We start from the raw sequence: 24,543 nt of genomic DNA on the forward strand, positions 1-24,543 counted from the left end.
CCGTCGCGAGGGAGTCCGTCCCTATGGATACGGATGAAACGCGCGATCGAGACGCGACTCGAACCCGAGATCGTCCGGAACCGTTCGCGCTCGCTCACCGAAGAACGGTTCGCCGGTAAACAGGGGCTGGGCACCTGGGACGACGACTCGAACCGCCTCGAATCCGGCCTGCTCGACGTCTCGAGTCGTCAATCGCGCCGCGAACGGCGTCAGGTCGGCATCGCTCGTCCGCGAAACGAGTTCCTCGAGCGCCGCCGTTCCCGAGGGAACCGGATCCGGACCGACGCTTTCGGCCGGAATCGTCCGCTCCGCGTCGACGAACGACCGCACGGCGTCGGGGAACGACGCGTACTCGCCGATCGCGCCCGAGGCGTCGTCGGCCCCCTCGGGGCCGAGGCTGCGCAGTTCCATCCAGTTCTGGAGGGCCTCCTCGAGCGCCGATCGCGCCGCGGCGGTGGCGTCGAGCCCCGCCGCGGAGCCGACGGCGAAGGCCGGCCAGTCGTCGTCGGCCGACGCGACGGATTCGGCCAGCGCGTCCGAATCGCGGTGGACGGCGACCGCGACCACGGGGACGTCGATATCCTGCGTGACGAGCAGCGGCGTCACCGACAGCCCCTCGCTTCGAGCGCGGCGCTCGAGGGTCGCGAAGGTGTCGTCCTCGATCGACAGTTCGAGCGGGTCGAACGTCGAGTACCACGCGAGCATGGTCGCGTCCCGTTCGAGGACCTCCGTCAGCCCCGACAACAGGGCGTCCACGGTCGACGAACCGAGGCCGAGCCCGGTCGTGATCGACGGGACGAGTCGCTCGCCGGGCTGGGGAAACTGGACCGCCGCGGCGGGCAAGTGGACCGACGCTCCCGACGCAAGGTTCTCGCCCGGAACCCACCGGCGCTCGTCGCCCGAGTCGTAGGGTGGTGCGTCCTCGGGTCGCACGAGATCCGTCGGAGAGACCGCGTTCTCGAGGGCGTCCTCGCTCGCGTGGACGAAGTCGTCCTCCCGGTAGACGCCGGCGCAGTAGCGCTCGAGGCCCTCGCCCACGGCTTTCATCAGCGCCGCGTTCCAGTCGTCGGCGACCCCGGCCGCCTGGGTCGGCGCGCTGGCGTCGCTGAAGCCCGCGGTATCCGCCGTCGTCGCCAGGTAGTACGGCGCGGGGAACGAGTCGATTTCGCCGATGCTCCTGACGACGCCGACCCGGTCGTCGATCGTCGCTTCGACGCGTTCGACGGCCGCGTCGAGTTCGAGGCGCTCGTCGTCGCGCTCGAGCGTCCGATCTCGATCACCGTCCCGGCAGTCACAGCCCGGCAACGGCAGGAATCGCCGTCTGTTGTGCGGGAGTTCGACGGTGTGGCCGATCACCGATCGCTCGTCGCCCGAGAGGACGCGCACGCACTCCCGGCCCGCGAGCGCGCCGGCCAGCCGCGCCGCGGCGCGATCCGCCCGCGGCTCGTCGCTCATCGCCCCCTCCTCGAGGTTCGACGCGACGCGGCGCCGGAGACAGTCGAAACAGCCCGCGCCGGATGCGAACCCCGAGACGGCCGCGTCGACCGCGGTGAGCGGATGGCCGCCGACGCCGCCGATCTCGACGGCGATCCACGGCGTTCCGCCCGCTCGAGCGGCCCGGTTCGCCCGCTCGAACGTCGCTGCACCGGCGACGTCGCTTACGACCGCGAACCGAGCGTCCGCGAGTTCGTCCGGACTGGCCTCTTCGACGGCGATATCGACGTCTCCGAGCGCGGCGACGACGGCCGAACGAACCGGGTCGTCACCGACGACGTGGATGTGCATACGAACACGCTCGCAGGCCGGCATCAAAAACGCCGCGCTCGCCCGCCGTCTCGAGCGCGAAACCGATCAGCAACGCGCTGCCAGCCGACCCGACAACTGCAGGCCGCCACCGTTTCCTCCCGACCGACGTTACACAGATAGATCCATGGCAAGTACGCGAACTCCATCCGGTCGAACGGAACTGCTGAAGGACGTGGGCGTCGTCACGACCGCGATCGATGGCGTGATGGAACTCTCGAAGGGGCACCGGAAAAGCGGCCTCCTGTTGCTCGGGGCCGCCGCCCTCTCCTCGAGGATTCCGGGGCTGGGGACGGCCGCGTCAGTGTTGCTCCGTGCGTACCGACGGCTTCGATAGCGTCACCGGCACCAATCAGCTAGTTATTCGCCGTCTCGAAGTCGCTCGAGGACTTCCTCGGCGTTTTCGACGGCCCGTTCTTTCTTCGCGGGGTAGGCCTCGACCTTTCCGCGGAAGGTGATGCCGTCGCCCAGACGGATCTCCTCGCCGAAGGCGGCCTGTTTGTCCAGTCGCAAGAAGAGTTCGGTGTTCTCGGTGACCCGCTCGTCGAGTTCGTCGATCAACTCGTCGAAGGACTCGAGGTCGGCGAGTCGCGAGAGGACGTGCCGGACGTCGTTCGCCTTCTCGACGCGCGCGGAGAGGACGAGGATGCGGTCGCCGAAGTGGCCCTCGCTCTCGACGCGTTCGATCTCGAACTCCTCGGGGAGGAGCGTTCGGAGCGCCTGCTCGACGCGTTTCTCGTCCTCGGTGGCGTAACAGAACGTGCGTAAATCGACGTAGTGAAGCGGGATCTGTGGCATCTGCGATATGTAAACGGGAGCGCTTCGAGCGGCTGGACGGCTCCAGCGACTCGCTTATTCGTCGTCTTCGTCGGCGTCGATGTCGTCGTCCTCGTCGGCTTCCTCGAGAGCGTCCTCGGGGACGCCGGCTTCCTGACCCTCCTCGAAGCTGATGGTGTAGGTCACGTCACCGAACATCGACTCCATCGTCTGGGTGATCGTTCCCGTCTCGCCGTCGAACTCGCTGTGCTCGTCGTCCAGGACGACGCGGTCGTCTTTCTCAAAGCTCATGCACCTGAATTCCCCGCCGTCGCGTAAAAAGGGACTGATTCGCGGTAGAGACGGGTTACACGCCGGCGCACTCGCGCCGCCCTCGAGACGGAATCGCCGCCGACGCTCGGACGGAGCGCTACAGCCTCTCGCTCGAGTCGTCGTCCGCTCGTTCGCGCCACCACTCGTATCCGAAGCCGATGGTGACGGAGATGCCGACGCAGCTAGCGAGAAACGGAATCCAGTAGAGCCAGAAATCGAACCGCGGTGCGATGGCGTCACCGATCGCCGTCCCGATCCCGTAGAGCACGTAGCTGGGGAGGGCGAGCGGCGAGAACAGCGCCGACTTGAGCCACCCGAGGGCGAACGGAACGACCAGTAACACGAAGGTACCGATCGTCGCGGGGCTCGTAACGACCCGTCCGATCGAAACGGGGGTGCGATCGGTTCCGGGGAGTACGAGCCAGTCGTCGTCGCTCATGCGTCACCTCCCGTCTCGAGCAGGCCGTGCAACTCGAGTACGCGTGCAGCCGCCAGCCGCGTCATCTCGTTTCGCGTCGGCTGATCGAGTAGGAACTCCGTCGTCTCGAAGAGGTACGTGCTCGCCTCGAGTTCGCGCGCCGCCTTCTGGAAGAGCAACGGTCCGGAGAGATCGGTCTCCCGGGCCGTAAACCGGTGGAACGGAAGGTACCACGGGACGGAGTCGTCGTCGAGCGCGTCGGCGAGTGCGTCGCCGTGGGCGTCCGGCGAGTGAAAAACGGCCTGCCCGACGTACTGCCGGTGGAAGTCGTAGATTCCGAGCGATCGGTGGAGATCGAGGACGACGTCGGGATCGCGGGTTTCGACGGCGTCCCAGATCCCTCGCGCGAGCTCGCTCACCGGCTCACGATCGGCCGGGAAGTGACGGTTGAGGTTGCCGTCGACGCCCTCCCGCTCGTCGTTCTCGACGGCCACGCGGTCGGTCTCGGGGACGACGACGAGCGTCCCCGCGTCGGGGTGCCACTCGGTGATCTCGCGGGCGACCGCGATTCCGTTTCGCTCGTCGCCGTGGATGCCACCGAACACCATGGCGGTGGGACCGTCTCGCGGCGCGTCGATCTCGTGGAGCCTGGTCTCGTGGACGGTGCCGGGAAGCAGTCGTTCCGTGTTCGTGTTGGTCTCGCCCGCATCACCCGGCTCTCGAGCCGCTGTGAGTAGCCGATGGTCGCCCGACGGCTGGCTGACAAAGCCAGCGGCGACTGTCCCCGCGAGCGCGCTACCGGCGGCCAAAATCGTCCGACGCCTCATTGGGCGAAACAAGGAGGTGCTCCCTCAAGCACTTTCCCATCCGCGAAGCGTGCGTCCGGAATCGTTCGATGCTCGCCACAGTCCCTCGAGTGCCCCGCCCATCGAACGACGCGGAGTGCCGTCCGACGGTATTGCTCAGCGCATGTTATCAAGCGCCCGAACGGTATCTGACATGAGCCATGCGTCCTCGCTGGAGACGTCTTCGATACTGAGCGCAAAGAACGACTCACGGCCGTCGTCGACGGTAATTCGGTAGCTGCGGCTCTGTAACGGATCGGACGTGACGGGCGTGTTCGATTCTGCGGGGACCACGCTCGTCCTCGGGAATCGGCGTGTATAACTGCCTCGGTCCGGGAATCGCTGTAGTTCGAAACGGTAATTCGGATTCGACGCCCACCAGACCGCTCGACGGCTCGTGGTTCGTACCAAAACACGGCCGAAGGACGGATCTCATCGGCGTTTCGAGAATCGGGAAGCGGGCACCGTGAGTCGCTGTCTCTACAGCGTTGCGCGAGCGAACCGAGGAGAAATTCGTCACTCACGGCGCACTCGAGATGCGGCGACTCTCGTCCGCCGCGGGTTCGGTGTATCGATCGAGTTCGATGACGAACGTAGCCCCTCTGGGATCGTTCTCTTCGACCCAGATATCGCCGTTGTAACGGTCGATGAGCGTTTCGACCAGATACAGGCCGAGGCCGGAGCCCGACGAATCGCTTCCCTTCACTCCGGGATCGAAAAACGTAGATCGCATCGATTCGGGAAGTCCGGGACCGTTGTCGGTTACTCGTACCGTCACCGTCTCGGGGCTGGGATCTATCGTCGCCGTGATTTGCGGCGTCGGCTGATCGTTGTGCTGGACGGCGTTCCGAAGGAGGTTCTCGAACACGCCTTTCAACGCGTCATCCGCAGCGACATACTGCTCTCCTTCCTCGGTAGTCACGAGATCGAACTCCGCTTCGGGGTATTCGGCTTGGACGCGGTCGATGGTCGTTTCGAGCATCTCGACCAACCAAATCCGTTGGGGATGGTAGTCCTCGTTGCTATCGAGCCGACTCGCCATGTTCGCGAGTTCGGCGATACGGTCGGCGCGTTCCTCGATCTGTTGGAGCGGATCGCGAGAGATTTCCTCGCGTTCCACGAACCGTTCGTCCCGGTACTGATCGGCGATCATCTCGGCGTACCCGATTATGACCATCACATCGTTTCGAATGTCGTGACGGAGCAGCCGATTGACGAACTCGAGTTGTTGGGTGCGCTCTTCGAGTTGATCCCTGATGTGTTGATTGTTCGCGCTGTAGTGGCCGATAATTAGGAAGATGACACCACCCCGGAGTGCCGCCCTGTTAGTTACATAAAAGATGTCAGAGAGTGTTTGTTCCTGGCCCAAGAGTGAAAACCCGACCAGGAGCGGCGTCAGTAGCGCTCCGAGAAGGAACCACACTGCGATGCGTGGCAGCGCGTTATCCTCGGGCTGTCCGAGTCGCCATCTGACGTACCAGAGCAACACTCCGAAGTACACGAGGGGGAGAAAAAGCATGGTCACCTGAAGGGTAGTAACCGGGGCACCGACCGCGATCCAGTCCTCGATCAGCGGGATGAGGAACAACATTCCGAGTCCGATAATCACGGCAGCCCCCAAATATTCGTCAGTGAGGGTGATACGGGGCATAACCCACGTGCCTTGCCGAGATACAAAAGCCACAGAGACGCCTTCCAGTGAACGTCACACAGCCTGATAGCCACACGGTGCGTGCAACGCCAACGGAAACTGAGCCGGGCGACTCGAGTTAGCGTTCCAGTTCCTCGAGCAGCGTTTCGGCGGCCGCGCTCGAGGAGCCGGGGCCGCGGCCGGTGACGAGGTCGCCGTCGACGGTGACGCTCGTGTCGGCCTCGAGTTCGGCGTCCCAGTCGCCGCCGGCGGCTTTCACTTCGTCCTCGACCCAGTAGGGCAGTTTCCGACCGCTCGGCATGCAGTCGTTCTCGTCGACGATGTCGTCCTCCCACTCGTTGGGGAAGCCGGTCACCTCGCGACCGTTGACGACGAACGCGCCGTGGCTGTCGCGGGCGAACGCGAGGATCCCGACGGCGTGGCAGACGACGAGCGCCTTTCCGTCGTCGTCCTCGACGATGTCACGCAGCAGTCGTCGAGCATCGCTGTCCTGGTTGACGTCCCATTCGGTGCCGTGGCCGCCGGGGAAGACGACGGCGTCGTAGGCCTCGGCGTCGGCCCGCGCCGTCGGAATCGGATCGTTCAGTCGCTCGTCGGTCTCGTGGACCTCCCGAACGTGCTCGGCGGTCTCCTCGCCGACCTGCTCGGGATCGATCGAGCGCTCGTCGATCTTCGGCGGCTTTCCCGACGGCGTTGCAACCGTGATCTCGACGCCCGCGTCCGACAGCGTCTCGAGCGGTTCGACGCACTCCTCTCCCCAGTACCCCTCTTCGCTGACGACAAACAGTGCAACTGTCATACGTGACCGTACGCGGAGGAGCGTAAAAACGGCCAGCCCACCCCTCGGTTCTGCCGCAATCGTCCGGATCGATATGTTCGAACGAGTGATTCTCACGGGGACTCGGAGGAGGCTTTTTCGCCGCCGAACGCGAAAGATACGATATACCATGACAGACCGTTCCAATCCGTTCGAGAACCTGGAAGAACTGCTCAACCGACTGAACCGCCAGTTCGAGACGGCCGCCCGCTCGTGGGAGTCGGACCTCGACACGCGAAGCCGACTCGACCTCTCGATGGGAGGGGCGACGACGCAACTGGATCTCGCCGACCACGGTGACGAGTTCACCGTTACCGTCGACGTGCCGGGCTATGAGACCGACGACCTCGAACTCGAACTCCGCGGCGACACCCTCGAGATCAGCGGCGAGCGCGAGAGCGAACACGAACGGGCGCTCGAGGAGGAAGACGCGGACGAGACACCCCAATCAGAAGCGACCTACATCCGCCGTGAACGGGAGATGCAGTCGTTCAGTCGCCGGATTCAACTACCCGATCCCGTCGAGGCGGATGCCGTTACTGCGGCCGTCAACAACGGCATTCTAACGGTTCACCTTCCCAAGCGGAACTCGAGCGACGACTCGCGGTCCATCGAGATCGAGTGAGCGTCGACGGGACGAACGTCCGTCGTTCGGGCGCGTCGTCCTCCCGGACGGGTGACGGTCCGAACCGCCCGGTGCGGACTCACCGGTCGTCATCGAGGTTCAACGTGTCGAAGAACCGACGAGAGAGGCGGTCGCTGACGAACTCGAGCAACTCGTCCGCGTCGTCTGCGGTGTCGGCGAACAGACCGAGTTCGATCCGTCCTCCCGCCATGTCGTGGTGACCGCCGACCTGACCGAGTTCGTCGAAGCCGGTTCCCAGCGTCTCTCCGATGTGAACCCGCGGATCGATCGAGCGGGCGCTCATCCGGATCGCGTCACCGACGATACCGTAGACGAGGACGGTGTCGACGCCCTCGAGGTTGAGCAGGTAATCCGCCGCCTGCGGGAGCGCGTCCGTCTCGGCGGTCTTGCCGACGTTCGCGACCATCGAGGAGCCGCGTCGCTCCCGGGTTGCGATCGCCCGCCCGATCGCGTCGAGCGTTCCCGGCGAGAACGCGCTGCCGTACAGTTGCTCGAGCGTCTCCAGGTCCGCATCGGGGTAGATCGCGAGCGCCGCCTCGTACTCCCGTCTGGTCGGTTCGCGAACGAAATCCAGTCGCTCTCGGTGGAGCGCGAAGAGCAGCGCCGAGGCGAGTCGCGGCGTCAGTTCTATATCGAGATCGCGGAGGTACTCGACGAAGATCGTCGCCGTCGCGCCGACCCTCGGCTGAATGTCTTCGAACGCCGCCTCGACGGGGTCGCCGGGGTGGTGGTCGATGACGATTTCGGGGACGACGCTCGCCGGCAGTTCGGTGTTCGCGCCGGGTTGGGAATGATCGATAAAAGCGAGGCGATCGTACGCGTCGATGTCGGTGTCGTCGATCGACTCGAGGGGGATCTCGAGCATGTTGACGAACGCACGGTTTTGCTGGTGGGAGATCTCACCGCCGTAGGTGATCGTGATCTCCTCGACGTCGTGGTCGCTCGCGATCGCCTCCAGGGCCAGCGCGCTGGCGAGACAGTCCGGATCCGGATTGTCGTGACAGACGATCGCGAGCGACGCGGTCGTCTCGAGGATGGACGCGAGTTCGGCCGCGCGGGACATGCATCGAAATACGGGAGCGAAACGCTTGAATGCCGTGTCGAAACGCAGTGCGAGAGACTGGCGACGGTGAAGGGGTCGAGGGCAGTGTGCTCGAGAGCGACGACCGGTCGTCCACTCCGCGGCTATCGCGGGAGACGGCCGGGAGACCGCACTCGAAAAGCGGGTCGTCGTCCCAAGTGTATAGGTATATCATACCAGATACCGCACCCACGAGTATGCGAGACGCATATCTCGTCGGCGCGGGACAATCGGATTACGGAGCGTTTCCGGAGGAGAGCTATCGGTCGCTGTTTCGGACGGCGTACGAGGCGGCCACGGAGAGCGTGCCGAACGGACTCGAGGCGAGCGACATCGACGAAGCGTTCATCGGAAATCTCGGCGTCGGCGGCCGCCAACTCGGTCTCTCGGGGCCCGCAGTCACCGAACACGTCGGGCTCGACGGCGTCCCCTGTACGCGAGTCGAAAACGCCTGCGCGGCGAGCGGGTTCGCGGTCCGACAGGCCGTCCAGGCGGTCAAGTCCGGCATGGCCGACGTCGTCCTCGCGGGCGGCTTCGAGATCATGTCCGACACGAGTTCCGACGCGACGAAGTACTGGCTCGGCGTCTCCGGCGAGACCGAGTGGGAGCGTCTCTCGGGGACCACCTTCTCCGGCGTCTACGCCCAGATGGCCAGCGTCCACATGGAAACGTACGGCACCACGCGCGAACAGCTCTCGCGGGTCGCCGTGAAAAATCACGCCAACGGGGCGAAAAACCCGCACGCACAGTTGGGCTTCGAGTGCTCGCTCGAGGACGCCCAGTCGGCCCCCGTCGTCGCGGACCCGCTCAATCTCTATCACTGCTGTCCGACCTCCGACGGCGCGGCCTGCGCGCTGATCGTCGGCGAGGACGTCGTCGACGACTACACCGACGACCCGATCCGCGTCGCCGGCGTCGGTGCCGGCAGCGACAACGTCGGACTCTACCAGCGGAACACCTACACCGGCGTCCCGGCGAGCCGGCGCGCCGCAGAGTCGGCCTACGAGATGGCCGGAATCGGCCCCGACGAACTCGATTTCGCCGAAGTGCACGACTGCTTCGCCATCGCCGAACTGCTGGCCTACGAGGATCTGGGCTTCTGTGAGAAGGGCGAGGCCGGTCGGCTGATCGAATCCGGCGAGACGGAACTCGGCGGCGACCTCCCGGTCAACACCTCCGGCGGCCTGAAGTCCAAAGGACACCCCATCGGGGCAACGGGAGCCGGACAGGTCGTCGAGGCCTACAAACAGCTCACCGGAAACGCCGGCGAACGGCAGGTCGAAAACCCGAAACGCGGGCTCACGCACAACGTCGGCGGCAGCGGCGGTGCCGCCGTGGTTCACGTCTTTGAAAAGGAAGCGGAGGCGGAGGTGAGCGCCCCATGACCGCAATCACCGGCGTCGGCGCGTACGCGCCGCGATTCCGCATCAGCGCTGAGGCCTTCCGGGACGCCTGGGGGCAGTTCCAGGCCGCTGGCGTCAGCGAAAAGGCCGTCGCCGCAGCCGACGAGGACTCGCTGACGATGGCCTACGAAGCGGCCCGACGAGCGCTCGAGGCCGGCGATATCGACGCTGCGAACGTCGACTGGCTCGCGTTCGCCACCTCGCGGCCGCCGCTGGCCGAGGAAGACCTGACCGCCCGTCTGGGCGCGATGCTCGAGGTGGACGAGTCCGCGACGCGCCAGCTCTTTTCGGGCAGCACGCGGGCCGGGACGCGAGCCCTCTGGGCCGGCATGGACGCGATCACCGCCGCCGAAGCAGCGACGGGTCTCGTCGTCGCGGCCGACGCCCCGCGGGGCGACCCGGACGACGGCATCGATCACGCCGCCGGCGCCGGCGCTGCTGCGCTCGTCCTCGAGTCCGACGGTCCGGCCGAGATCGTCGACCGCGCCGAGTACGCGACACCCTATCCCGGAACTCGCTTCCGCAACACCGGCGAGGACGAGACGCGAGGCCTCGGCGTCACCCAGTACGACCGTCGGGCCTTTACCGAAACGATCGGCGGCGCGGTCGACGGCCTCGAGGCCGCGCCGGAGCCGGAGGCCGCGGCGATCCAGGCACCCGACGGGAAGCTTCCCTACCGCGCGGCGGGCGCGGCCGGCGTCGGAACCGACGAGATCCGGGCCGCCGCGACGGTCCACCGCCTCGGCGATCTCGGCGCTGCGAGCGTGCCCGTGTCGCTCGCCGGTGCCCTCGCCGACGGCTCCGAATCTGTCCTCGCCGTTTCCCACGGCAGCGGGGCCGGAGCCGACGCGCTCGTCGTCGAATCGGACGGCGAAGTCCCGGCAGAGACCGCATTCGAGGGCGGCGATACCCTCACCTACGCCGAGTACCTGCGCCAGCGCGGCGTCGTCACGAGCGGCCCGCCGTCCGGCGGCGGCGCGTACGTGAGCGTCCCCTCCTGGCGGCGATCGATCCCGCAGCGCTACACCCTGCAGGCCGGCCGCTGTCCCGAGTGCGGCGCGCTCTCGTTCCCGCCCGAAGGGGCGTGTGCCGACTGTAACGCGCTCGGCGAGTACGAACCCGTCCAGCTTTCGGGCGCGGGGGTAATCGAAGCCGTCACGACCATCTCGCAGGGCGGTGCTCCGCCCGAGTTCGCCGAACAGCAGAGTCGTTCCGGCGACTACGCGGCGGCGATCGTCGCCCTCGAGACGGACGACGGCGGCGAATCCGTCAGTATCGCGACGATGGGCACCGACGCTGCGCCGGACGCGTTCAGCGTCGGCGATCGAATCGAAACGACGATCCGCCGAATCTACACGCAGGAAGGCGTGACGCGGTACGGGTTCAAGGTTCGTCCCGCCGACGCGTAGCCGACGCCGTCACGTTTATTCCGGCTCCACTGAACTCGTATATCATGTCACACTCCTCGTGGTGGTACGGCGTTCTTCCGTTCCCCGTCGTGGTCCTGACGGCGTTGCTCTCTCGTTTCGCATCCCGTGCGTTTTCGTCCGCGGCTCGAGCGCCCGCCGACTCGGCTCTCGGCGCGGACGTCGCGTGGTTCGTCCTCTAGGCGCTCTCGTTCTGGGTCGGTATTCTCGTGGCCGCGGTCGTCCTCGTCTGTTTGCTCGCGGACCTCCGGACGCTCGGCGAGGGCGAGTCGTGGTCACCGAGTGCGCTGTGGGGCCTCGCGGGCGTCGTCCACCTCGGCGGAGCCGTATTCACGTCGCTACTGGTCGTCTCGGTCCCAGCGCTCTCGGTTTATTTGTACCGGCGTCACGTTCGTGTCGGACGGCCTTGACCGCAGAATAATCCGTTTTTGCCCGAGGGTGCGGGATCAGTTCTCGGCGATTGCTCGGGAGTGGACCCGTTCAGTTCCCGGTCAGCGCCTCGCTCGCCGGCGCGAACTCGATCTCGGTTCCCAGTCCCTCCTCGTTCGCGCGCTCGTAGAGCATGTACGCCGCGGCGACGGTCTCGATTCCCGTCCCGCCGCTGTCGAACACCGTGATCTCGTCGTCGCTCGTCCGGCCCGGCTTCACCCCGGCGACGACCTCGCCGAGTTCCGCGTGGATGTCGTCCTCGGTGACGGCCCCCTCCTCGAGCGGAATCATGAACGAGCCCGCGTCGAACGTCGCGCGCTCACGCAGGTCGGGCACGTAGGTCGCCCGTTCGATCGTCGTCGTATCCAGTTCGCGTTTGTCCGGCGAGTACTGTCCCATCGCCGTGACGTGCGTGCCGGGTTCGAGGTCGTCGCCGTCGAAGACCGGCTTACTCGCCTTTGTTGCCGTAATTACGACGTCCGCACCCGAGAGGGCGGCCTCGCTCGAGTCGACGGCACGGACGGTGGCCTCGAGCGCCTCGTCGAAGTCGGCCGCGAAGGCTTCGCGGTTCTCTGGAGTCGGCGAGTAGACGCGAACGTCGGAAAACTCGCGGACGGTTGCGGTCGCCCGAAGCTGACCGCGGGCCTGTGCTCCACTGCCGATGATGGCAAGGGTGTCGCTCTCCGCTCGAGCGAGGACGTCGACGCCGACAGCGCCGGCCGCCCCGGTTTTGTGCGGGTTCATGCTCGCGCCGTCGAGGAGCGCGAGGGGTGCGCCGCTTTCGGCATCGAACACCGGGGTCATGAACCACGCGTCAGCGGCACCGAACCCGGCGCTGTACATGTAGCCCCCCATCGCACCCGTGTCCGGAAGGACGGCGGCGTACGTCGTGAGCATCCCCTGGGGCTCATCGCGGAAGAACTTCGACCGCGGCTGAGCCGGTGCGCCCTCGCCGCGTTGGCGATATCCGTCGCGGACGACCTCGACGTAGTCGGCGGGTGTCGCGAGGTCGGTGACGTCTTCGCTATGAAGAAACAGCGTCTCAGTCATACCCGAAAACGGAACACGAGCGGAGATAAAACGATCGGAGACGACAGACTGGAGATTAGTCCGCGTTGATCGGCGGACGGGCCGAGTTGGCCCCGTCGGAGACGTCGGCGGGCGTGTTGACGAACATCGCGTGGCCGATAATCATCATTGCGACGACCGAACCGATGGGGATCGCTGCTGTCACCGAGACGCCGACGACGGTGAGGGCTGCGGTAATGCCGAGCAGTGCGACTGGGATAAGGCCGAGAACAATGTCGTAGTATCCAGTCATAATGTATTCAATCATATGCGGAATTACCATATAAGTGTTTCCCGTAATCGCCTGATGGTGAATCCGTTTCTAATGCACATCTTCACCAATGGTTTCTCGTAACTTATTCATCCGTTATATTTCGGTGGAGGAGCCGAAAACGGCCCGTCTATCGAACCCATTCGATAGGAAGAATCGTGATCCGCGAGATGGCCGAAGACGAGACTCTCAGCGCGGTAACAAGCGGCTTTCGAGCGTTCGATCCAGGAGCCGTGAGTGCGACGCCGTCCTCCGCAGTCGCTCGATCACCGACTCGAGAACGGATTACGAGGCACGGCCTCTGAGCGCAGCGTAGCCGACGCGCCAGCCGATCAACAGGAGGAGGCCAAATCCGGTTATCACTAGCGGGAACGGCCACGCCGCCGTGTCGCCGAACAGCGACTGCCGAAGGAGTAGTCCGACGTTCGCCGCCCCGAGCCACGCGACGGTCGTCATCCGGGCCGCCCGAGTCACCGACGCCGAGACGGAACGGCTGTAGACGCCCGCGATAGCCGCGACGACGAGCCAGCCGATCACGAACGGGGCGAGCGCCTCGAGCGATGTGAGCGGCTGCTCGATCGGGTTGACGTCGTGGCTAAGCTGGCCAACGAGAACGAATCCGCCGACGAGACCGACATCTCCGGCCCCGAGCAGGAGCGTCTCTCGGTCGAGCGCGTGAGAACGGTCGTCCGTTCGAACTGCTGAGTCCATAACCGTGTCTCGACACTGCGGCCATATTGCTTTCCCGATCCGGTCGGTGATCGGTCACCAGCGACCACCGTCCAGGGAGACACTGATCAACGGGCGAACAGCACGGCTATCCGCTACTCGCGATCGGCGGGATCGGGTCTCGAGCCCCTCCCCAGCAACTCTGTCAAAAGAAGAACTAATGTGGGATGAATACAAAGGGCCGAGTAATGGCTGTGGTCGACGACCGTCACACGGGCTGTGATGGATGTAGCCGATCTGTTCCGCTCGAGGAGTTGACGGCAGTGACGATGCCGAACGGCGAGGAGGTCGCGTGCTGTCCCCGCTGCGAGCCACACGCGCGGGAGGCTGCACGGAAATGTTCCTCCCTCGACCAGCGTCGCGGCACCTGTGACGGCTGTACCGGCACCTATCTCGAGGCCGAACTCGAGGACGTGATTTTGCGCGACGGGACCGTCCTCGCCTGCTGTCCCTCGTGTGCGGCCGAAGCGCCGAACGACGAGGCGGGCGCGAAGATGGCGGAGTCGACCGTCGACTCGAGCGAGCGGGTCGCCGCCGAGAGCGAGAGCGGAGACGACGAGACCGCGAGTACCGGCCAACGCCTCTGTACCCAGTGTAACGAGTGGGTCACCGCCGAACTGTTTCACGCGACGACCATCGACGGCAGAACCGAGCGGCTCTGTCCGAACTGCAAGGAAATCGCCGAGGAAAACGGTATCATCAGGGACGTCAAAATCCGGAAGACGAAAGCGCGCGAGGTCCTCGGCGTCGAAGACGACGCCACCGACGCGGAAATCCGCACGGCCTACCACCGGCAGGTCAAGCGCGCCCATCCCGACCAGCAAAGCGGTAGCAAGTCGGCGTTCCAGCTCGTCACGAACGCCTACGACAGACTACAGGAAGACGGCTGATTCAACGAGTACCGTCCTCCCGACGGACGTATCCGATCGTCGCCGAGTTGAAGTAGTACGTCGAGTCGCAGGCGTCACACGACGTCCGCAGGAGTTTTCCGTGCTCGTACCGCTTCCAGAGTTTCGTCTGTCCCCGTTCGATCTCGAGGGTCACCGGATGGTCGCAGTCGGGGAGCGTACACGGGAACCGGATGTACCAATTCGGCACCGAAAGGGCACCGATCGGGGCGAGTTCGCTCCGGAGACGGCTGAGTAGATTGAAGATCGTAAACGAGAGGTTCTGTCGGTCGATCGCCACTCCTTCGGCGTCGCCGATGAAGCCGCCACGCAGACGGTCATCGTCGAGCAGCGGGATGACCGGAATCCCCTTGGCCAGCGCGTACCCGATCTCCTGATTGATCCACTGACTGTCGGCCGATCCCCCGGTCAGCACTGCGACGACGACATCGCTGTTCGCGAGTCGTCCCTCGAGTCGTTTCCGCGAGCGGCCGGATTCGACCTCCTCGAGGGCGATGTGGACGCCGAATGGAAAATTCTTGACCGTAGAGAACAGCTCCTGGACGAGTTCGAGGTCGCGGGGCGCGTGTGAGACGTAGGTCTGTTCTCCGGTCATCGTCTGTTCTACAACGACAGGGTGTGTGAGACAATATTAATCTATCTACTTTTCAGCACTGTCAGTACGCGCGTATTATCGAACAGCAATCATCACGCAGATTCCCGCTCCGGATACCAGTCCCGTTCGTCGGCGACAACGAACACGGATACCGTCGGCCGGCGCTGTTCGCGGGGTTCGCCGGGAATGATCCGACGACCTACTCCATCCACCCTCCGGCCGAGCGCGCGGATCGGTACTGCGTTCAGGAGGATATCGTCTCGAGAACTCGCTGTGAGAACTCGACCTGGTCGTACTCGCGACCCAACGCGTCGAACCACGCCCCCTCGACGTGCCACCTCCCTCGTCGTTCGCCGTCGGTCGTCAACGACGTCGCCTCGAGTCGACCCGGCGACCAGTCCCGTTCGTCGGCGACGGTGAGCACCATCCGAACCACGGTTCCGACCTCCTGACTATCGACGCCGGGCGACTCGGAAACGGTCTCGTACTCGAGGGCGATCCCGGTTCCGTCCCGGATCTCGTCGCCGTCTGCTTCGGTGTCGGTTTCGACCGCCTCCTCGCGTTCGTCTTCCGCCCGGTCCTCGTTCGGGAGCCGCGTCCACTCGGTGACGTAGATCCCGTGGCTCATGAGCCGGTTCTCGAGCGCGTCGCCGACTGGGCGCTGGTCGCTCATGGCGCGTACTACCGCGAGCAGGGAGAAAAATCGTCGGTTGAGATGCGGCTTCGCACATCTCGCGAGAGCGGACCCGCTCAGAGCGGTTCGACGAGATCCTCGAGTGCCGCTTTCGGATCGTCGGCCTTCGCGACGCCGCTCGCGAGCAAGACGCCCTCGGCGCCGAGGTCGCCGGCTGCAACCGCGTCGTCGCCCGTGCTGATGCCGGCACCGCAGAGCACCGAGACGTCCGAGTCGACGTGCTGTGCGGCGTCGACGGCATCCTCGACGATGTCCGGATCGGCCTGACTGACCGGCGTCCCGGTGCCGATCAGTTCCGGCGGTTCGACGGCGACCGAATCGGGGCCGAGCGCCGCCGCAGCGCCGATCTGGGCCGGATTGTTGGCGCAGACGACCGTCTCGAGGTCGGCGCGCTGTGCAGCCTGGACGGCTCCGTCGATATCGGCGAGTTTCAGCCGCCGCTCGGAGTGGTTGATCAGCGTCCCGACCGCGCCCGCATCGGCGACGGACTCCGCGAGCGCGTGGCCGGTGTTGCTGCCGTGATCGATCGCGTCGACGTGTTGGGCCCACGTTTCCGCACCCGTCTCGGCGACTCGTGCGATGTGGGCCGCCTGCGGAGCGACGGCGAGGCGAGCATCGGTGGTATCGTCGACGTCGCGGACGGCTTCGGCGACCGCGATCGGATCACAGGGATACGTCTTCAGGTTGACGAGGACGAACATATCAGCACAGCCATTCGCCCGGAAGAAATAGCTTGCGAGTCGCCGACGGCCGACCGCTGGCTCGGAGCGCACGCGGTTCGGTCGGCGAAAAACTGTCGTCGAATCCGGACGACCGCCCGATCGACGACTCAGCGACGGGAAATGGGCGGTGAAAGAAAACGCGAGTCGCGGCTGGTCGGACGGTTAGTCCTTCCGTTTGACGACGTCACCGAGCGTGTAGCTGCCCGAGGAGGAGCCGCCCGACCACTCCGGATCCTCGGCGGACCCGCCCTCCGCGTTCAGGTCGATCTCGAGGAAGCTCTCGAGTTTCGACTGGACCTGATCGCTCGGGAGCGTGTCGCCGCGTTCGATCTTTCGAATCAGGCTCGCCTTCTCGTTGAGTTCGTTGGCGAGGTCCGACTGGCTGAGCGACTTGTTCTCGCGAGCGTTTCGGACCCGCTCGTCGTAGTCCGTCGCGAGTTCGTCCATGTCGTCGAACATGTCCGATCGGCGCTGGGAACTCGAGCCCCCGGATCCCGTACTCGCGCTCGAACCCGACCGATTCGACGTGCTCCCGGAACTCGATGACGAGTCGGAGGTCGTCGAATACTTCGAGGAGGAACTCGAACTCGAGGGTTGTTTGACTTCAGTACCGAAGTCAGTACAGTCCGAACACACGTCTAACTTCGCTCCCTCGACCTTGATAGTCTTCGGAGACGACGTCTCGGCGCCACACATCTCGCACTGAACCATGGAGGAACGTATATCGCGGCGAGTGATAAACCATGCGGCGCGCTCCCGAACCGAACCCGGATGGCTCACTCCAGCGCCGACCAGGAGTAGACGAACCGCTGGAGAGCGGTCAGATGGCCGACCACCGCGAGGAAGACGAGCAGCCAGCCAGCCAGCGTGAGTCCGCCGGGATTCATCCCCGCCAGCGGGTAGGCGAGGAAGCCGACGAGGCCGATGATCGCCAGCCGATCAGCGCGGCCGACCAACCCGCCGTAAACCCGGTCGAGGCCGACCGCCTGGGCCTGGGTGCCGAGGTACGAGGTCATCACGACCCCCGTCACGGCGAGGAAGCCGAGGAGGTAGTCCTCGATACCCGCTGCGAGGCCGGCGATAACGATGATGTCGGCGTATCGATCGAGAACGTGATCGAGCAGGTCCCCGCCCGCGGAGGCGACCTGTTGCTCTCGAGCGAGCGCGCCGTCGATGATATCGAGCCAGCCGTTGAGAAAGACGAGCGTCGCCGCCACGACGTACCAGATCGGGTCCGCTCGGCCGCCGAGCAAGAAGGCGACGGCCGACAGTATCGCCATCCCGAACGCCAGTATGCTCACCCCGTCCGGAGTCATCCCGACGCGGTCGAATCCCCTGACGAACGGGTCGAGGAACGTGGAGATGTACGGTCGGAATCTATCGAGCGTCATGTCAGATACCCCACGAAGTCGACCTCGCCGGCGCTCGGTCCGCGCTGGTCAGTGATGACCGCCTCGAGCGCGTCCGCAACGCCCGACGGATCGCGGTCGGTGGTGTCGATCTCGTAGACCGACTCGAGGCCGTGTGCGTCCACCGTTTCCGAGAGGATCACGTCGAGGGCTTCGCTCTCGGCGTTTTCAGTCGCTTTGGCCTCGGTTTCGCCGCGCTCGAGCAGGCGCGCCTCGAGCGATGCCGGCGCACACCGGAGGACGGCGACTCGATCGGCGTCGAAGTGATGGGCGAGGTGGGACTCGACGACGATATCGTCGCGGCCCGCGAGCCAGTCGGCGAGGGCGTCGAGGTCGGCGACCTTGCTCCCGCGGTCGGCGTCGACTTCGGTGTAGAACCCCTCGTCCTCGAGCACCGTGTTCAGGTGGACGACCTCGAGGTTCGGGAGCGAGTCCGTCTCGTCCGCAGCCGCCAGTCGGGACTCGAGCAGGTCCGTCGCGGTCGTCTTTCCCGTTCCCGGGGTGCCGGTGACGGCGACTCTCACGTGTCGGCCACCTCCGTGTCGGTGGTGGCGTCGCCGTCTCTCTCCCCGTCCCCGGTTCCGTCGCCGCCGAGTTCGAGATCCGCGAGGATCTCGTTGAGCGTTTCGACGGCGCGTTCGGTCTCGTCTTCAGTGCCGCAGGTGATGCGGATACAGCCCGGCAGGCCGAAACTCGAGCAGTCGCGAACGATGACGCCTCGATCTTGCATCTCTTCGGCCACCGTGGAAGCGTCGCCGACGTCGACGAGCGCGAAGTTCCCCTCGCTCTCCCAGACGTGAGCCTCGATGTGTTCGCGCATGTACGCGCGAGATTCGACCGTCGTCTCGACGGTACGCTTGACGTGTTCGTCGTCGTCGATCGCCGCCAGCCCGGCCCGGCAAGCGAGTTCGCTCGCGGCGAAGGGCGTGTTCACGCGGGCGTAGGCGTCCGCCCACGCCTCGGGAACGACGGCGTATCCGAGCCGAACGCCGGCCAGCCCGTAAGCCTTCGAGAACGTCCGCAGGACGGCGATGTCGTCGCGAGCGTCGAACCCGTTTCTCCCCTCCGTCAGGGAGAGGGCGCTCTCGCGGTCGGCGAACTCGCCGTAGGCTTCGTCGACGACGACGAGCGTGTCCGCGTCGGTTTCGGCGGCGATCGCTTCGACCTCCTCGAGCGCGATCGTCGATCCGGAGGGGTTGTGCGGACTGGTGAGGTAGACGATTCGATCGCCGTCGTAGGCCGACAGAACGTCGTCTGCGGTCTGGGCGAAGTCGTCCTCGCGCTCGAGGGCGTACTCCCGAACGTCCCCGTGGTGGAATCGCGCGCTCATTCCGTAGTAGGCGAAGCCGGGCGAGGGGACGAGGATCGTGTCCTCGGGCTCGAGCACGGCGCGAGAGAGATAATCGATCGCCCCGTCGCCGCCGTTTGCCAGCCAGACTTGCTCGTCGTCGACGTCCCAGCGGTCGGCGATAGCGCCGGTGAGGTCGGCGTGAGCGGCTTTCGGATAGGAACTGACGCTCGAGGCGGTTTCGCGGATGGCCACGGCGGCCGCGGGGGAGGGGCCGTGGGGGTTCTCGTTCGAGGCGAGTTTGACGAACTCCGAGGGATCGCGCCCGAGCTCGCGGGCGACTTCCTCGATGCCTCGACCCGCCTCGTAGGCGACGTGATCGGACAGGTCGCGCGGTTGCATACGCGAATGCTGTTTGTCATGGGTCTTAAGGGTGCTTACCTGTCCTCGTGCGCGTCCGTCGGCAGTCGGTCAGAAGCATCAATTCACGTAATCGAACGCGACGGCCAGCGACTTCTCGCCGATCACGCCCCAGAACACGAACCGATATCGACCTGCCTTCAGTTCGGGACAGACCGCGAGTAGGTCCTCGTGAACGTGGCCCGCGAGGACGCCGTCTTCGGTCAGTTCGAACGTCCACTCGACCCCCTCGCCGGGGGAATGGGCGAGCGCCTCGTCGGTGTACCCGACCGGAGTGCCGTCGGCGATGACACGCACGTCCATCCAGCCGTCGTCCGTCAACACCTCCAGTCCGTACTTGTGGCTGTTGCCCGTCTCCACCGTTCCCCCGGAGACGTTGTGCATCGAGACGCGTACCTCGTCGCCGCGCTCGAACTCGAGCGCTCGCCGTTCGTCATCACCGTCGTACTGCGGGTTTTGGACGCGCATCGCGAGTGTCGGCTCGCCGTCGTCGCGGACGTCGCCCCACGCGATCTCATCGTCGGGTGACCAGTGACGCACGAACCCGTCGTCCGCACACTCGAGCGCGCCGGGAATCGTCTTCGGATCGTGCGACGGACGAACGTAGCCGGGAAGCGTCTCCGGATCCGTCACGCCGCCGGTCGTATCGACGTCGCGAGTTTCGCCCCACGCGTTCGTGATCTCGAACGCGGCGACGCTGGGAAGGTCGTCGCCGGTCACGCGGACGAAAGCGGACGGGTACGTCACGGCGTCGCCGCAGGCTTCCATTCCGTCGCTCGTGTCCGCGGCCGCAGCGGTTCCCGTAATCGCGACGGTCTCGTCGTTCCCGTCGCCGACGGTCATCGAGGAGAGAGTCACGTCCGACACCGAAACCTCGTCGTAGCACGTGTTCGAGCCGACGGTTCCAACGAAGACGATCACCGACTCGTCGAAGTCGGTCTCGGTGAACCACTCCTCGAATCCCTCGACTGCGTCGAGATCGTCGATCATCCACGGCAGCTCCCCGGACTCGAGAAGCGCGACGAAACCGGGCGCACTGCCGTCTCCCTCGGCCCACGTCGGCCGTGAAGCGGGTCCGATCTGAAAGACGTCGTACGACACGTCCTCGTCGATGCGTTCGTCGTCAGTATCGTCGTCGGTACCGTCGGTGGCGGTTTCCCGGTCCGCTCCCCCGGCGTCGAGACAGCCGGCGAGTGCGAGGCTTCCGACTGAACCGACCGAGAGGAGCGTGCGACGGCGCGTAGCGTCTTTCATACCCGACCGTACGGAGATAACGTATAAGTTCGTTCACCAAGCTCAAACGGTCATTTGACCCGACGACCGACGGCTGCTCGTGGGCTACTGTACCGACCGAAGCGACTCGAGTCGCTCGAGCGAATCCGCATCCCCGGGATCCTTGTCGTGGCGCACGCCGACGAACCGCGGGAAGCGGAGCGCGTAGCCCGAGGAGTAGGTCGGCGAGGTCTGGATCTCCTCGTAGCCGACCTCGAAGACGATTTCGGGCTCGAGGTCCACCTCCTGACCCTCCTCGCTTGCGACGTGGGGCTCGAGCAGGTCCGTCAGTTCCGCGAGTTTCTCGTCGGTGATCCCCGTCGCGACCTTGCCGACGGTCTCCAAGTCGTCGCCCGCGCGCACGGAGAGTTCGAAGGTCCCCAAAAACGTCGCGCGCCGGCCCTCACCCCACTCGGCTCCCGTAACGACGCAGTCGAGCGTCTCCACGTCGGGTTTGCGCTTGCGCCAGTGTTTGCCGCGCCGGCCCGGCGAGTACGTCGACTCGGGATCTTTGAGCATGATCCCCTCGTGGCCCGACTCGAGGGCCTCGGCGTCGATCGACTCGATCTCGTCGGGATCGTCGGCGATCCAGAGCAGGGAGAGCCCCTCGACGTCGTCGTCGCTCACGGGTCCGGAATCGGCCGGAGACAGCACCGACCGCAATCGATCGTGGCGCGCCGTCAGGGGCTCCTCGAGCAGATCGTCCCCCGCGGCGTGCAGACAGTCGAAGAACACCGGTCGAACGGTCACGTCCTCCCGAGCCTTGGCGACGTCGTGTTTGCGCCGGAAGCGTTTGAGCACCTCCTGGAACGGCAGCGGATCGCCGTTTTCGTCTATCGCGACGACCTCGCCGTCGAGGATCACGGGCTCCTCGAGGTGCTCGTCCGCGAACTCGACGACCTCCGGAAGCGCACCGGTGACGTCCTCCATGTTCCTCGAGAAGACGCTCGTTTCCGCGGCGGTGTCGTCGTCGGCTGGCTCGTGGTGCAACTGAACGCGAGCCCCGTCGTACTTCCACTCCACCGCGGCCGCCGCCCACTCCTCGAGGGCGTCCGTAACGGCTCCGGCCTGCGCGAGCATCGCCTGGACGGGGCGGCCGACCTCGAGGGCCATCGCATCCAGTCCCTCGAGGCCCGCGTCACGGGCGACGCGGGCGACCTGCCCGTAATCGTTCGAAACCTGTAGCGCGCGCTCGACGCGCTCGCCGGGCACGTCGAACGCCTCGGCGATCGCATCGCGGACCGCCCCCTCGCCGACGCCGATGCGCATCTCCGCGAGGACGAGTCGAGCGAGGTATCTGGCCTCGTCGCTCGAGCAGCGATTGAACAGGCCAAAGAGGCGGTCGATCTTGCGATCCTGACTGCCCGATCCTTCGGCGGCGGCGAGACTCTCGAGCGTGTCGAAGACCTCGCGGACGGTGAGGCCGTCGCTCCCACCGGTTTCACCAGCGCCGCCACCCCCGCCGGTAAACGCACCCAGGCCCTGCTGACCGCCGAAGTCGTAGCCAGCGGCGACCTCGCCGATCTCGCCGACCTCGGCGAGGCGGTCCTCGACATCGTCGCTGCTCACGTTCGTTCCCGCCGCGCGAGCGATCGCCTCGTAACACGCGCTGGGGCCGATATCGAGCGTCGTCGACCGCCAGGCGGGAAAGACCCGGCCCTGGACGAATCGCGCGACGATCTGCAGGTCGCTCTCGGCGTCCTCGAGGAGGTCCCTAACCTGGGCGACGATCTCGAGATCTGCGGGTTCGGCTTCGATCGCGGCGGCGCGGTCGGCGAACGTGTCGAACTCCATCGGCGGTGTGTATCGGCGGCGGAAGTAAAACGGTTCTGAGACGCGCGGCCCACGGATGAGAGCGCGTCTCACCGTCCGTCCAGAGGGACGGCTTTAAAGACGATCGGGACCGCACTCGGAGGTATGCCAGAGGAGGAACTCGCGACGCGGGTCGCCGACGTGTTGGCGGTCGACGCTGATGGGTTTCGCGAGCAAGCCGAAGCCGACGCCGAGGTGATCAAAGACGCCATCGACGACGGCGTCTTCGACAACCCGCAGGCGATCGTCGGCTTCGAGTACGAGTTCTACGCGGTCAAAGACGACGACTGCGCGCTGCGGCGAGTGCCGCGACGACTCCTCGAACTCATCGGGTTCGAGAAGGAACTCGGTTTGCACAACGCGGAGATGACGACGAGCCCCCAGCCGCTGAACGCCCACGGACTGGCCGCCCAGGAGTCGGAGATCAAGGCTCGCCTCCGGACGGCACTCGACGTCACACAGTCCGAGCGCATGCGACTGGTCAGCGACGCGCTCTGGACGATTCCGCCGGAGGGCGAGGACGCGACGACGTACCTCACCGACAGCGTCGAGCGAATCGCGACGACCCCGAACGGCGACGAACGATCGATCCGCGTCGCCACCAACATGAGCGGCTCGGCCCGCTATCACGCGATGGCCAACACGGATCAGGCCGAATCCGCCGGCATGCGCGTCGACGCGCCCCACGTCTCCCTGCAGGCCGACACCGTCATGCCCGAGAGCCTGATCACGTCGATCCAGCCCCACTATCAGGTGGCGCACGCCCCCGACCTCCCGCTGTACTTCAACTACGCGCTGCGCGCCGCCGGCCCCCTCCTCGCGCTCGGCGTCAACTCCCCGTTCTTCCCGCCGGACCTCTACGACGACGAGGCGACGGCGGACGAGATTCTCGCGGACGCCTGGATGGAACACCGAATCAGCGTCTTCGAAACCGTACTAAACGACCCCGCCACCGGCGAAGGCAAGGTCCGCTTCCCCCACGACCTCGAGAGCGTCGGGGAAGCGGTCGACCGCGTCGCCGCCGACGACACCATCGTGCCGATGCCGGTGGACGAGGGAGAGCGCTTCGACGACGGCTTCCCCCACTTCCGGCGCAAACACGGCACCTACTGGCGGTGGGTTCGCCCGGTTTTCGGCGGTCCGACACGCTCGGCCGCCAACGCCCGCATCGAGTTCCGCCCCATCCCAGCCCAGCCGACCGTCCGCGACTCGGTCGCCTTCCTCGCCGCCTTCGCGGGCATCCTCGAGAGCCTCACTCGCCTCGAACACCCCGTCATCGAACTCGACTGGGAGATCGCTCGAGAGAACTTCTACGCGGCGATGCGCGACGGCCTCGAAGCCGACCTGACCTGGATCACCAACGACGGCAAGGAGACGACGGAGTGCCTCGAACTCTACGAGGACCTGCTCGCCCACGCCGAGGACGGCCTCACGAACCGCGGGCTGACCGAGGAGGAGGCCGCGAAGTACCTCTACCCGCTCCGGCGTCGCGTTCGACAGGCTATGACCCCCGCCCGCTGGAAACGCGAGCAGGTGAGCGCGGAACTCGAGGACGGGGCCCCCCTCGAGGCGGCGATCACGGCGATGCAACGCGGGTACGTGCGACGACAGACGGAGACGCTGCTCGAGGGGAGTTTCGCGGACTGGATCGGCGACTAGGCGGTCGTCTACCGGTACCCGCCAACCGTTCGCGGACCGGGAGTCGATCGGACGATGGAATCCGCCTGTTCAGCGAACGATGCCGGT

The 24,543-nt window shown here is 65.8% G+C and carries 29 protein-coding genes; 8 read left to right on the forward strand and 21 right to left on the reverse strand.

The genetic code is table 11. From position 1 onward, the window contains the following. Nucleotides 1-21: 21 nt before the first annotated feature. Nucleotides 22-1,785, reverse strand: a complete 1,764-nt coding sequence (locus DWB23_RS20920) for a YcaO-like family protein (protein WP_121744710.1) — start codon at nucleotides 1,783-1,785, stop codon at nucleotides 22-24. A gap of 145 nt (nucleotides 1,786-1,930) precedes the next feature. On the opposite strand from DWB23_RS20920, the gene DWB23_RS20925 reads away from it, so the two are divergent. Continuing rightward, nucleotides 1,931-2,140 carry a hypothetical protein gene (locus DWB23_RS20925; RefSeq protein ID WP_121744711.1) on the forward strand — a complete coding sequence of 70 codons (210 nt, stop codon included), beginning with the start codon at nucleotides 1,931-1,933 and terminating at the stop codon, nucleotides 2,138-2,140. 23 nt (nucleotides 2,141-2,163) lie between these two features. Here the strand turns inward: DWB23_RS20925 and DWB23_RS20930 are convergent, their stop codons facing one another. The 7 genes from DWB23_RS20930 to DWB23_RS20955 all read right to left on the reverse strand — a co-directional run bounded on the left by DWB23_RS20930 (nucleotide 2,164) and on the right by DWB23_RS20955 (nucleotide 6,605). After that, the gene (locus DWB23_RS20930) at nucleotides 2,164-2,601 is read right to left on the reverse strand and encodes an RNA-binding protein (protein WP_121744712.1); all 438 of its coding nucleotides are present in this window, start codon (nucleotides 2,599-2,601) and stop codon (nucleotides 2,164-2,166) included. A gap of 54 nt (nucleotides 2,602-2,655) precedes the next feature. After that, complete coding sequence (locus DWB23_RS20935; protein ID WP_121744713.1) at nucleotides 2,656-2,871, reverse strand: DUF1918 domain-containing protein; 216 nt, start codon at nucleotides 2,869-2,871, stop codon at nucleotides 2,656-2,658. 118 nt (nucleotides 2,872-2,989) lie between these two features. Further along, nucleotides 2,990-3,331: a hypothetical protein gene (locus DWB23_RS20940; RefSeq protein ID WP_121744714.1), complete on the reverse strand. Its 342-nt coding sequence runs from the start codon at nucleotides 3,329-3,331 to the stop codon at nucleotides 2,990-2,992. Beyond that, nucleotides 3,328-4,137, reverse strand: a complete 810-nt coding sequence (locus tag DWB23_RS20945) for a succinylglutamate desuccinylase/aspartoacylase family protein (protein WP_121744715.1) — start codon at nucleotides 4,135-4,137, stop codon at nucleotides 3,328-3,330. The genes DWB23_RS20940 and DWB23_RS20945 overlap by 4 nt, the downstream gene beginning before the upstream one ends. A gap of 135 nt (nucleotides 4,138-4,272) precedes the next feature. Beyond that, nucleotides 4,273-4,449, reverse strand: a complete 177-nt coding sequence (locus DWB23_RS23235; protein WP_162989897.1) for a hypothetical protein — start codon at nucleotides 4,447-4,449, stop codon at nucleotides 4,273-4,275. A gap of 226 nt (nucleotides 4,450-4,675) precedes the next feature. Beyond that, entirely contained in the window at nucleotides 4,676-5,806 is a 1,131-nt protein-coding gene (locus DWB23_RS20950; RefSeq protein WP_121744716.1) for a sensor histidine kinase, read from the reverse strand. 118 nt (nucleotides 5,807-5,924) lie between these two features. Beyond that, nucleotides 5,925-6,605 (reverse strand): type 1 glutamine amidotransferase domain-containing protein, encoded by a 681-nt coding sequence (locus DWB23_RS20955; protein ID WP_121744717.1) that lies wholly within the window; start codon nucleotides 6,603-6,605, stop codon nucleotides 5,925-5,927. 148 nt (nucleotides 6,606-6,753) lie between these two features. Between DWB23_RS20955 and DWB23_RS20960 the strand changes: the two genes are divergently transcribed. Further along, entirely contained in the window at nucleotides 6,754-7,248 is a 495-nt protein-coding gene (locus DWB23_RS20960) for an Hsp20/alpha crystallin family protein (RefSeq protein WP_121744718.1), read from the forward strand. Between the two features lie 79 nt (nucleotides 7,249-7,327). Here DWB23_RS20960 and DWB23_RS20965 read toward each other — a convergent pair whose 3' ends face one another. Then, the gene (locus DWB23_RS20965) at nucleotides 7,328-8,332 is read right to left on the reverse strand and encodes a DHH family phosphoesterase (protein ID WP_121744719.1); all 1,005 of its coding nucleotides are present in this window, start codon (nucleotides 8,330-8,332) and stop codon (nucleotides 7,328-7,330) included. 215 nt (nucleotides 8,333-8,547) lie between these two features. Here DWB23_RS20965 and DWB23_RS20970 point away from each other — a divergent pair, with 215 nt between their 5' ends. The 4 genes from DWB23_RS20970 to DWB23_RS23610 are packed head-to-tail and all read left to right on the forward strand — an operon-like array spanning nucleotide 8,548 to nucleotide 11,590. Beyond that, on the forward strand, nucleotides 8,548-9,735 hold the full coding sequence (locus DWB23_RS20970) for a thiolase domain-containing protein (RefSeq protein ID WP_121744720.1): 1,188 nt from the start codon (nucleotides 8,548-8,550) through the stop codon (nucleotides 9,733-9,735). Next, on the forward strand, nucleotides 9,732-11,162 hold the full coding sequence (locus DWB23_RS20975) for a zinc ribbon domain-containing protein (RefSeq protein ID WP_121744721.1): 1,431 nt from the start codon (nucleotides 9,732-9,734) through the stop codon (nucleotides 11,160-11,162). The genes DWB23_RS20970 and DWB23_RS20975 overlap by 4 nt, the downstream gene beginning before the upstream one ends. Nucleotides 11,163-11,206: 44 nt before the next feature. Continuing rightward, a complete protein-coding gene (locus DWB23_RS23605) occupies nucleotides 11,207-11,362 on the forward strand; it encodes a hypothetical protein (RefSeq protein WP_238717526.1) in 156 nt (51 codons plus the stop codon). 27 nt (nucleotides 11,363-11,389) lie between these two features. Continuing rightward, a complete protein-coding gene (locus DWB23_RS23610; protein WP_238717527.1) occupies nucleotides 11,390-11,590 on the forward strand; it encodes a hypothetical protein in 201 nt (66 codons plus the stop codon). A 70-nt stretch (nucleotides 11,591-11,660) separates the two neighbouring features. On the opposite strand, the gene DWB23_RS20985 is transcribed toward DWB23_RS23610, so the two are convergent. The 3 genes from DWB23_RS20985 to DWB23_RS20995 all read right to left on the reverse strand — a co-directional run bounded on the left by DWB23_RS20985 (nucleotide 11,661) and on the right by DWB23_RS20995 (nucleotide 13,659). Continuing rightward, the gene (locus DWB23_RS20985; RefSeq protein ID WP_121744722.1) at nucleotides 11,661-12,659 is read right to left on the reverse strand and encodes an ornithine cyclodeaminase family protein; all 999 of its coding nucleotides are present in this window, start codon (nucleotides 12,657-12,659) and stop codon (nucleotides 11,661-11,663) included. Between the two features lie 55 nt (nucleotides 12,660-12,714). After that, nucleotides 12,715-12,930: a hypothetical protein gene (locus tag DWB23_RS20990; protein ID WP_121744789.1), complete on the reverse strand. Its 216-nt coding sequence runs from the start codon at nucleotides 12,928-12,930 to the stop codon at nucleotides 12,715-12,717. A 303-nt stretch (nucleotides 12,931-13,233) separates the two neighbouring features. After that, the gene (locus tag DWB23_RS20995) at nucleotides 13,234-13,659 is read right to left on the reverse strand and encodes a DUF3054 domain-containing protein (RefSeq protein ID WP_121744723.1); all 426 of its coding nucleotides are present in this window, start codon (nucleotides 13,657-13,659) and stop codon (nucleotides 13,234-13,236) included. A 206-nt stretch (nucleotides 13,660-13,865) separates the two neighbouring features. Between DWB23_RS20995 and DWB23_RS21000 the strand changes: the two genes are divergently transcribed. Then, on the forward strand, nucleotides 13,866-14,567 hold the full coding sequence (locus DWB23_RS21000) for a J domain-containing protein (protein WP_121744724.1): 702 nt from the start codon (nucleotides 13,866-13,868) through the stop codon (nucleotides 14,565-14,567). 1 nt (nucleotide 14,568) lies between these two features. Here the strand turns inward: DWB23_RS21000 and DWB23_RS21005 are convergent, their stop codons facing one another. The 9 genes from DWB23_RS21005 to ligA form a co-directional block, all read right to left on the reverse strand. Continuing rightward, nucleotides 14,569-15,180: a toll/interleukin-1 receptor domain-containing protein gene (locus tag DWB23_RS21005; RefSeq protein WP_121744725.1), complete on the reverse strand. Its 612-nt coding sequence runs from the start codon at nucleotides 15,178-15,180 to the stop codon at nucleotides 14,569-14,571. 244 nt (nucleotides 15,181-15,424) lie between these two features. Then, entirely contained in the window at nucleotides 15,425-15,853 is a 429-nt protein-coding gene (locus DWB23_RS21010) for a hypothetical protein (RefSeq protein ID WP_121744726.1), read from the reverse strand. A 77-nt stretch (nucleotides 15,854-15,930) separates the two neighbouring features. After that, nucleotides 15,931-16,575 carry a triose-phosphate isomerase gene (tpiA, locus tag DWB23_RS21015; RefSeq protein WP_121744727.1) on the reverse strand — a complete coding sequence of 215 codons (645 nt, stop codon included), beginning with the start codon at nucleotides 16,573-16,575 and terminating at the stop codon, nucleotides 15,931-15,933. Between the two features lie 183 nt (nucleotides 16,576-16,758). Then, nucleotides 16,759-17,307, reverse strand: coding sequence for a multiprotein bridging factor aMBF1 (locus tag DWB23_RS21020; RefSeq protein WP_121744728.1), 549 nt, complete (start codon nucleotides 17,305-17,307; stop codon nucleotides 16,759-16,761). A 65-nt stretch (nucleotides 17,308-17,372) separates the two neighbouring features. Next, the gene (locus DWB23_RS21025; RefSeq protein ID WP_121744729.1) at nucleotides 17,373-17,987 is read right to left on the reverse strand and encodes a CDP-alcohol phosphatidyltransferase family protein; all 615 of its coding nucleotides are present in this window, start codon (nucleotides 17,985-17,987) and stop codon (nucleotides 17,373-17,375) included. Beyond that, nucleotides 17,984-18,529 (reverse strand): adenylate kinase family protein, encoded by a 546-nt coding sequence (locus DWB23_RS21030; protein WP_121744730.1) that lies wholly within the window; start codon nucleotides 18,527-18,529, stop codon nucleotides 17,984-17,986. The genes DWB23_RS21025 and DWB23_RS21030 overlap by 4 nt, the downstream gene beginning before the upstream one ends. Further along, on the reverse strand, nucleotides 18,526-19,695 hold the full coding sequence (gene hisC / locus DWB23_RS21035; RefSeq protein WP_121744731.1) for a histidinol-phosphate transaminase: 1,170 nt from the start codon (nucleotides 19,693-19,695) through the stop codon (nucleotides 18,526-18,528). Before hisC ends, DWB23_RS21030 begins: the two co-directional genes overlap by 4 nt. Before the next feature lie 78 nt (nucleotides 19,696-19,773). Continuing rightward, on the reverse strand, nucleotides 19,774-20,967 hold the full coding sequence (locus tag DWB23_RS21040; RefSeq protein ID WP_121744732.1) for a hypothetical protein: 1,194 nt from the start codon (nucleotides 20,965-20,967) through the stop codon (nucleotides 19,774-19,776). Nucleotides 20,968-21,051: 84 nt separating this feature from the next. Beyond that, complete coding sequence (ligA, locus tag DWB23_RS21045; RefSeq protein ID WP_121744733.1) at nucleotides 21,052-22,779, reverse strand: ATP-dependent DNA ligase LigA; 1,728 nt, start codon at nucleotides 22,777-22,779, stop codon at nucleotides 21,052-21,054. 123 nt (nucleotides 22,780-22,902) lie between these two features. On the opposite strand from ligA, the gene DWB23_RS21050 reads away from it, so the two are divergent. Continuing rightward, entirely contained in the window at nucleotides 22,903-24,456 is a 1,554-nt protein-coding gene (locus DWB23_RS21050; RefSeq protein WP_121744734.1) for a hypothetical protein, read from the forward strand. Nucleotides 24,457-24,543: the final 87 nt, after the last annotated feature.

This window comes from Natronorubrum halophilum (genome assembly GCF_003670115.1).
GTDB classification, from domain to species: domain Archaea; phylum Halobacteriota; class Halobacteria; order Halobacteriales; family Natrialbaceae; genus Natronorubrum; species Natronorubrum halophilum.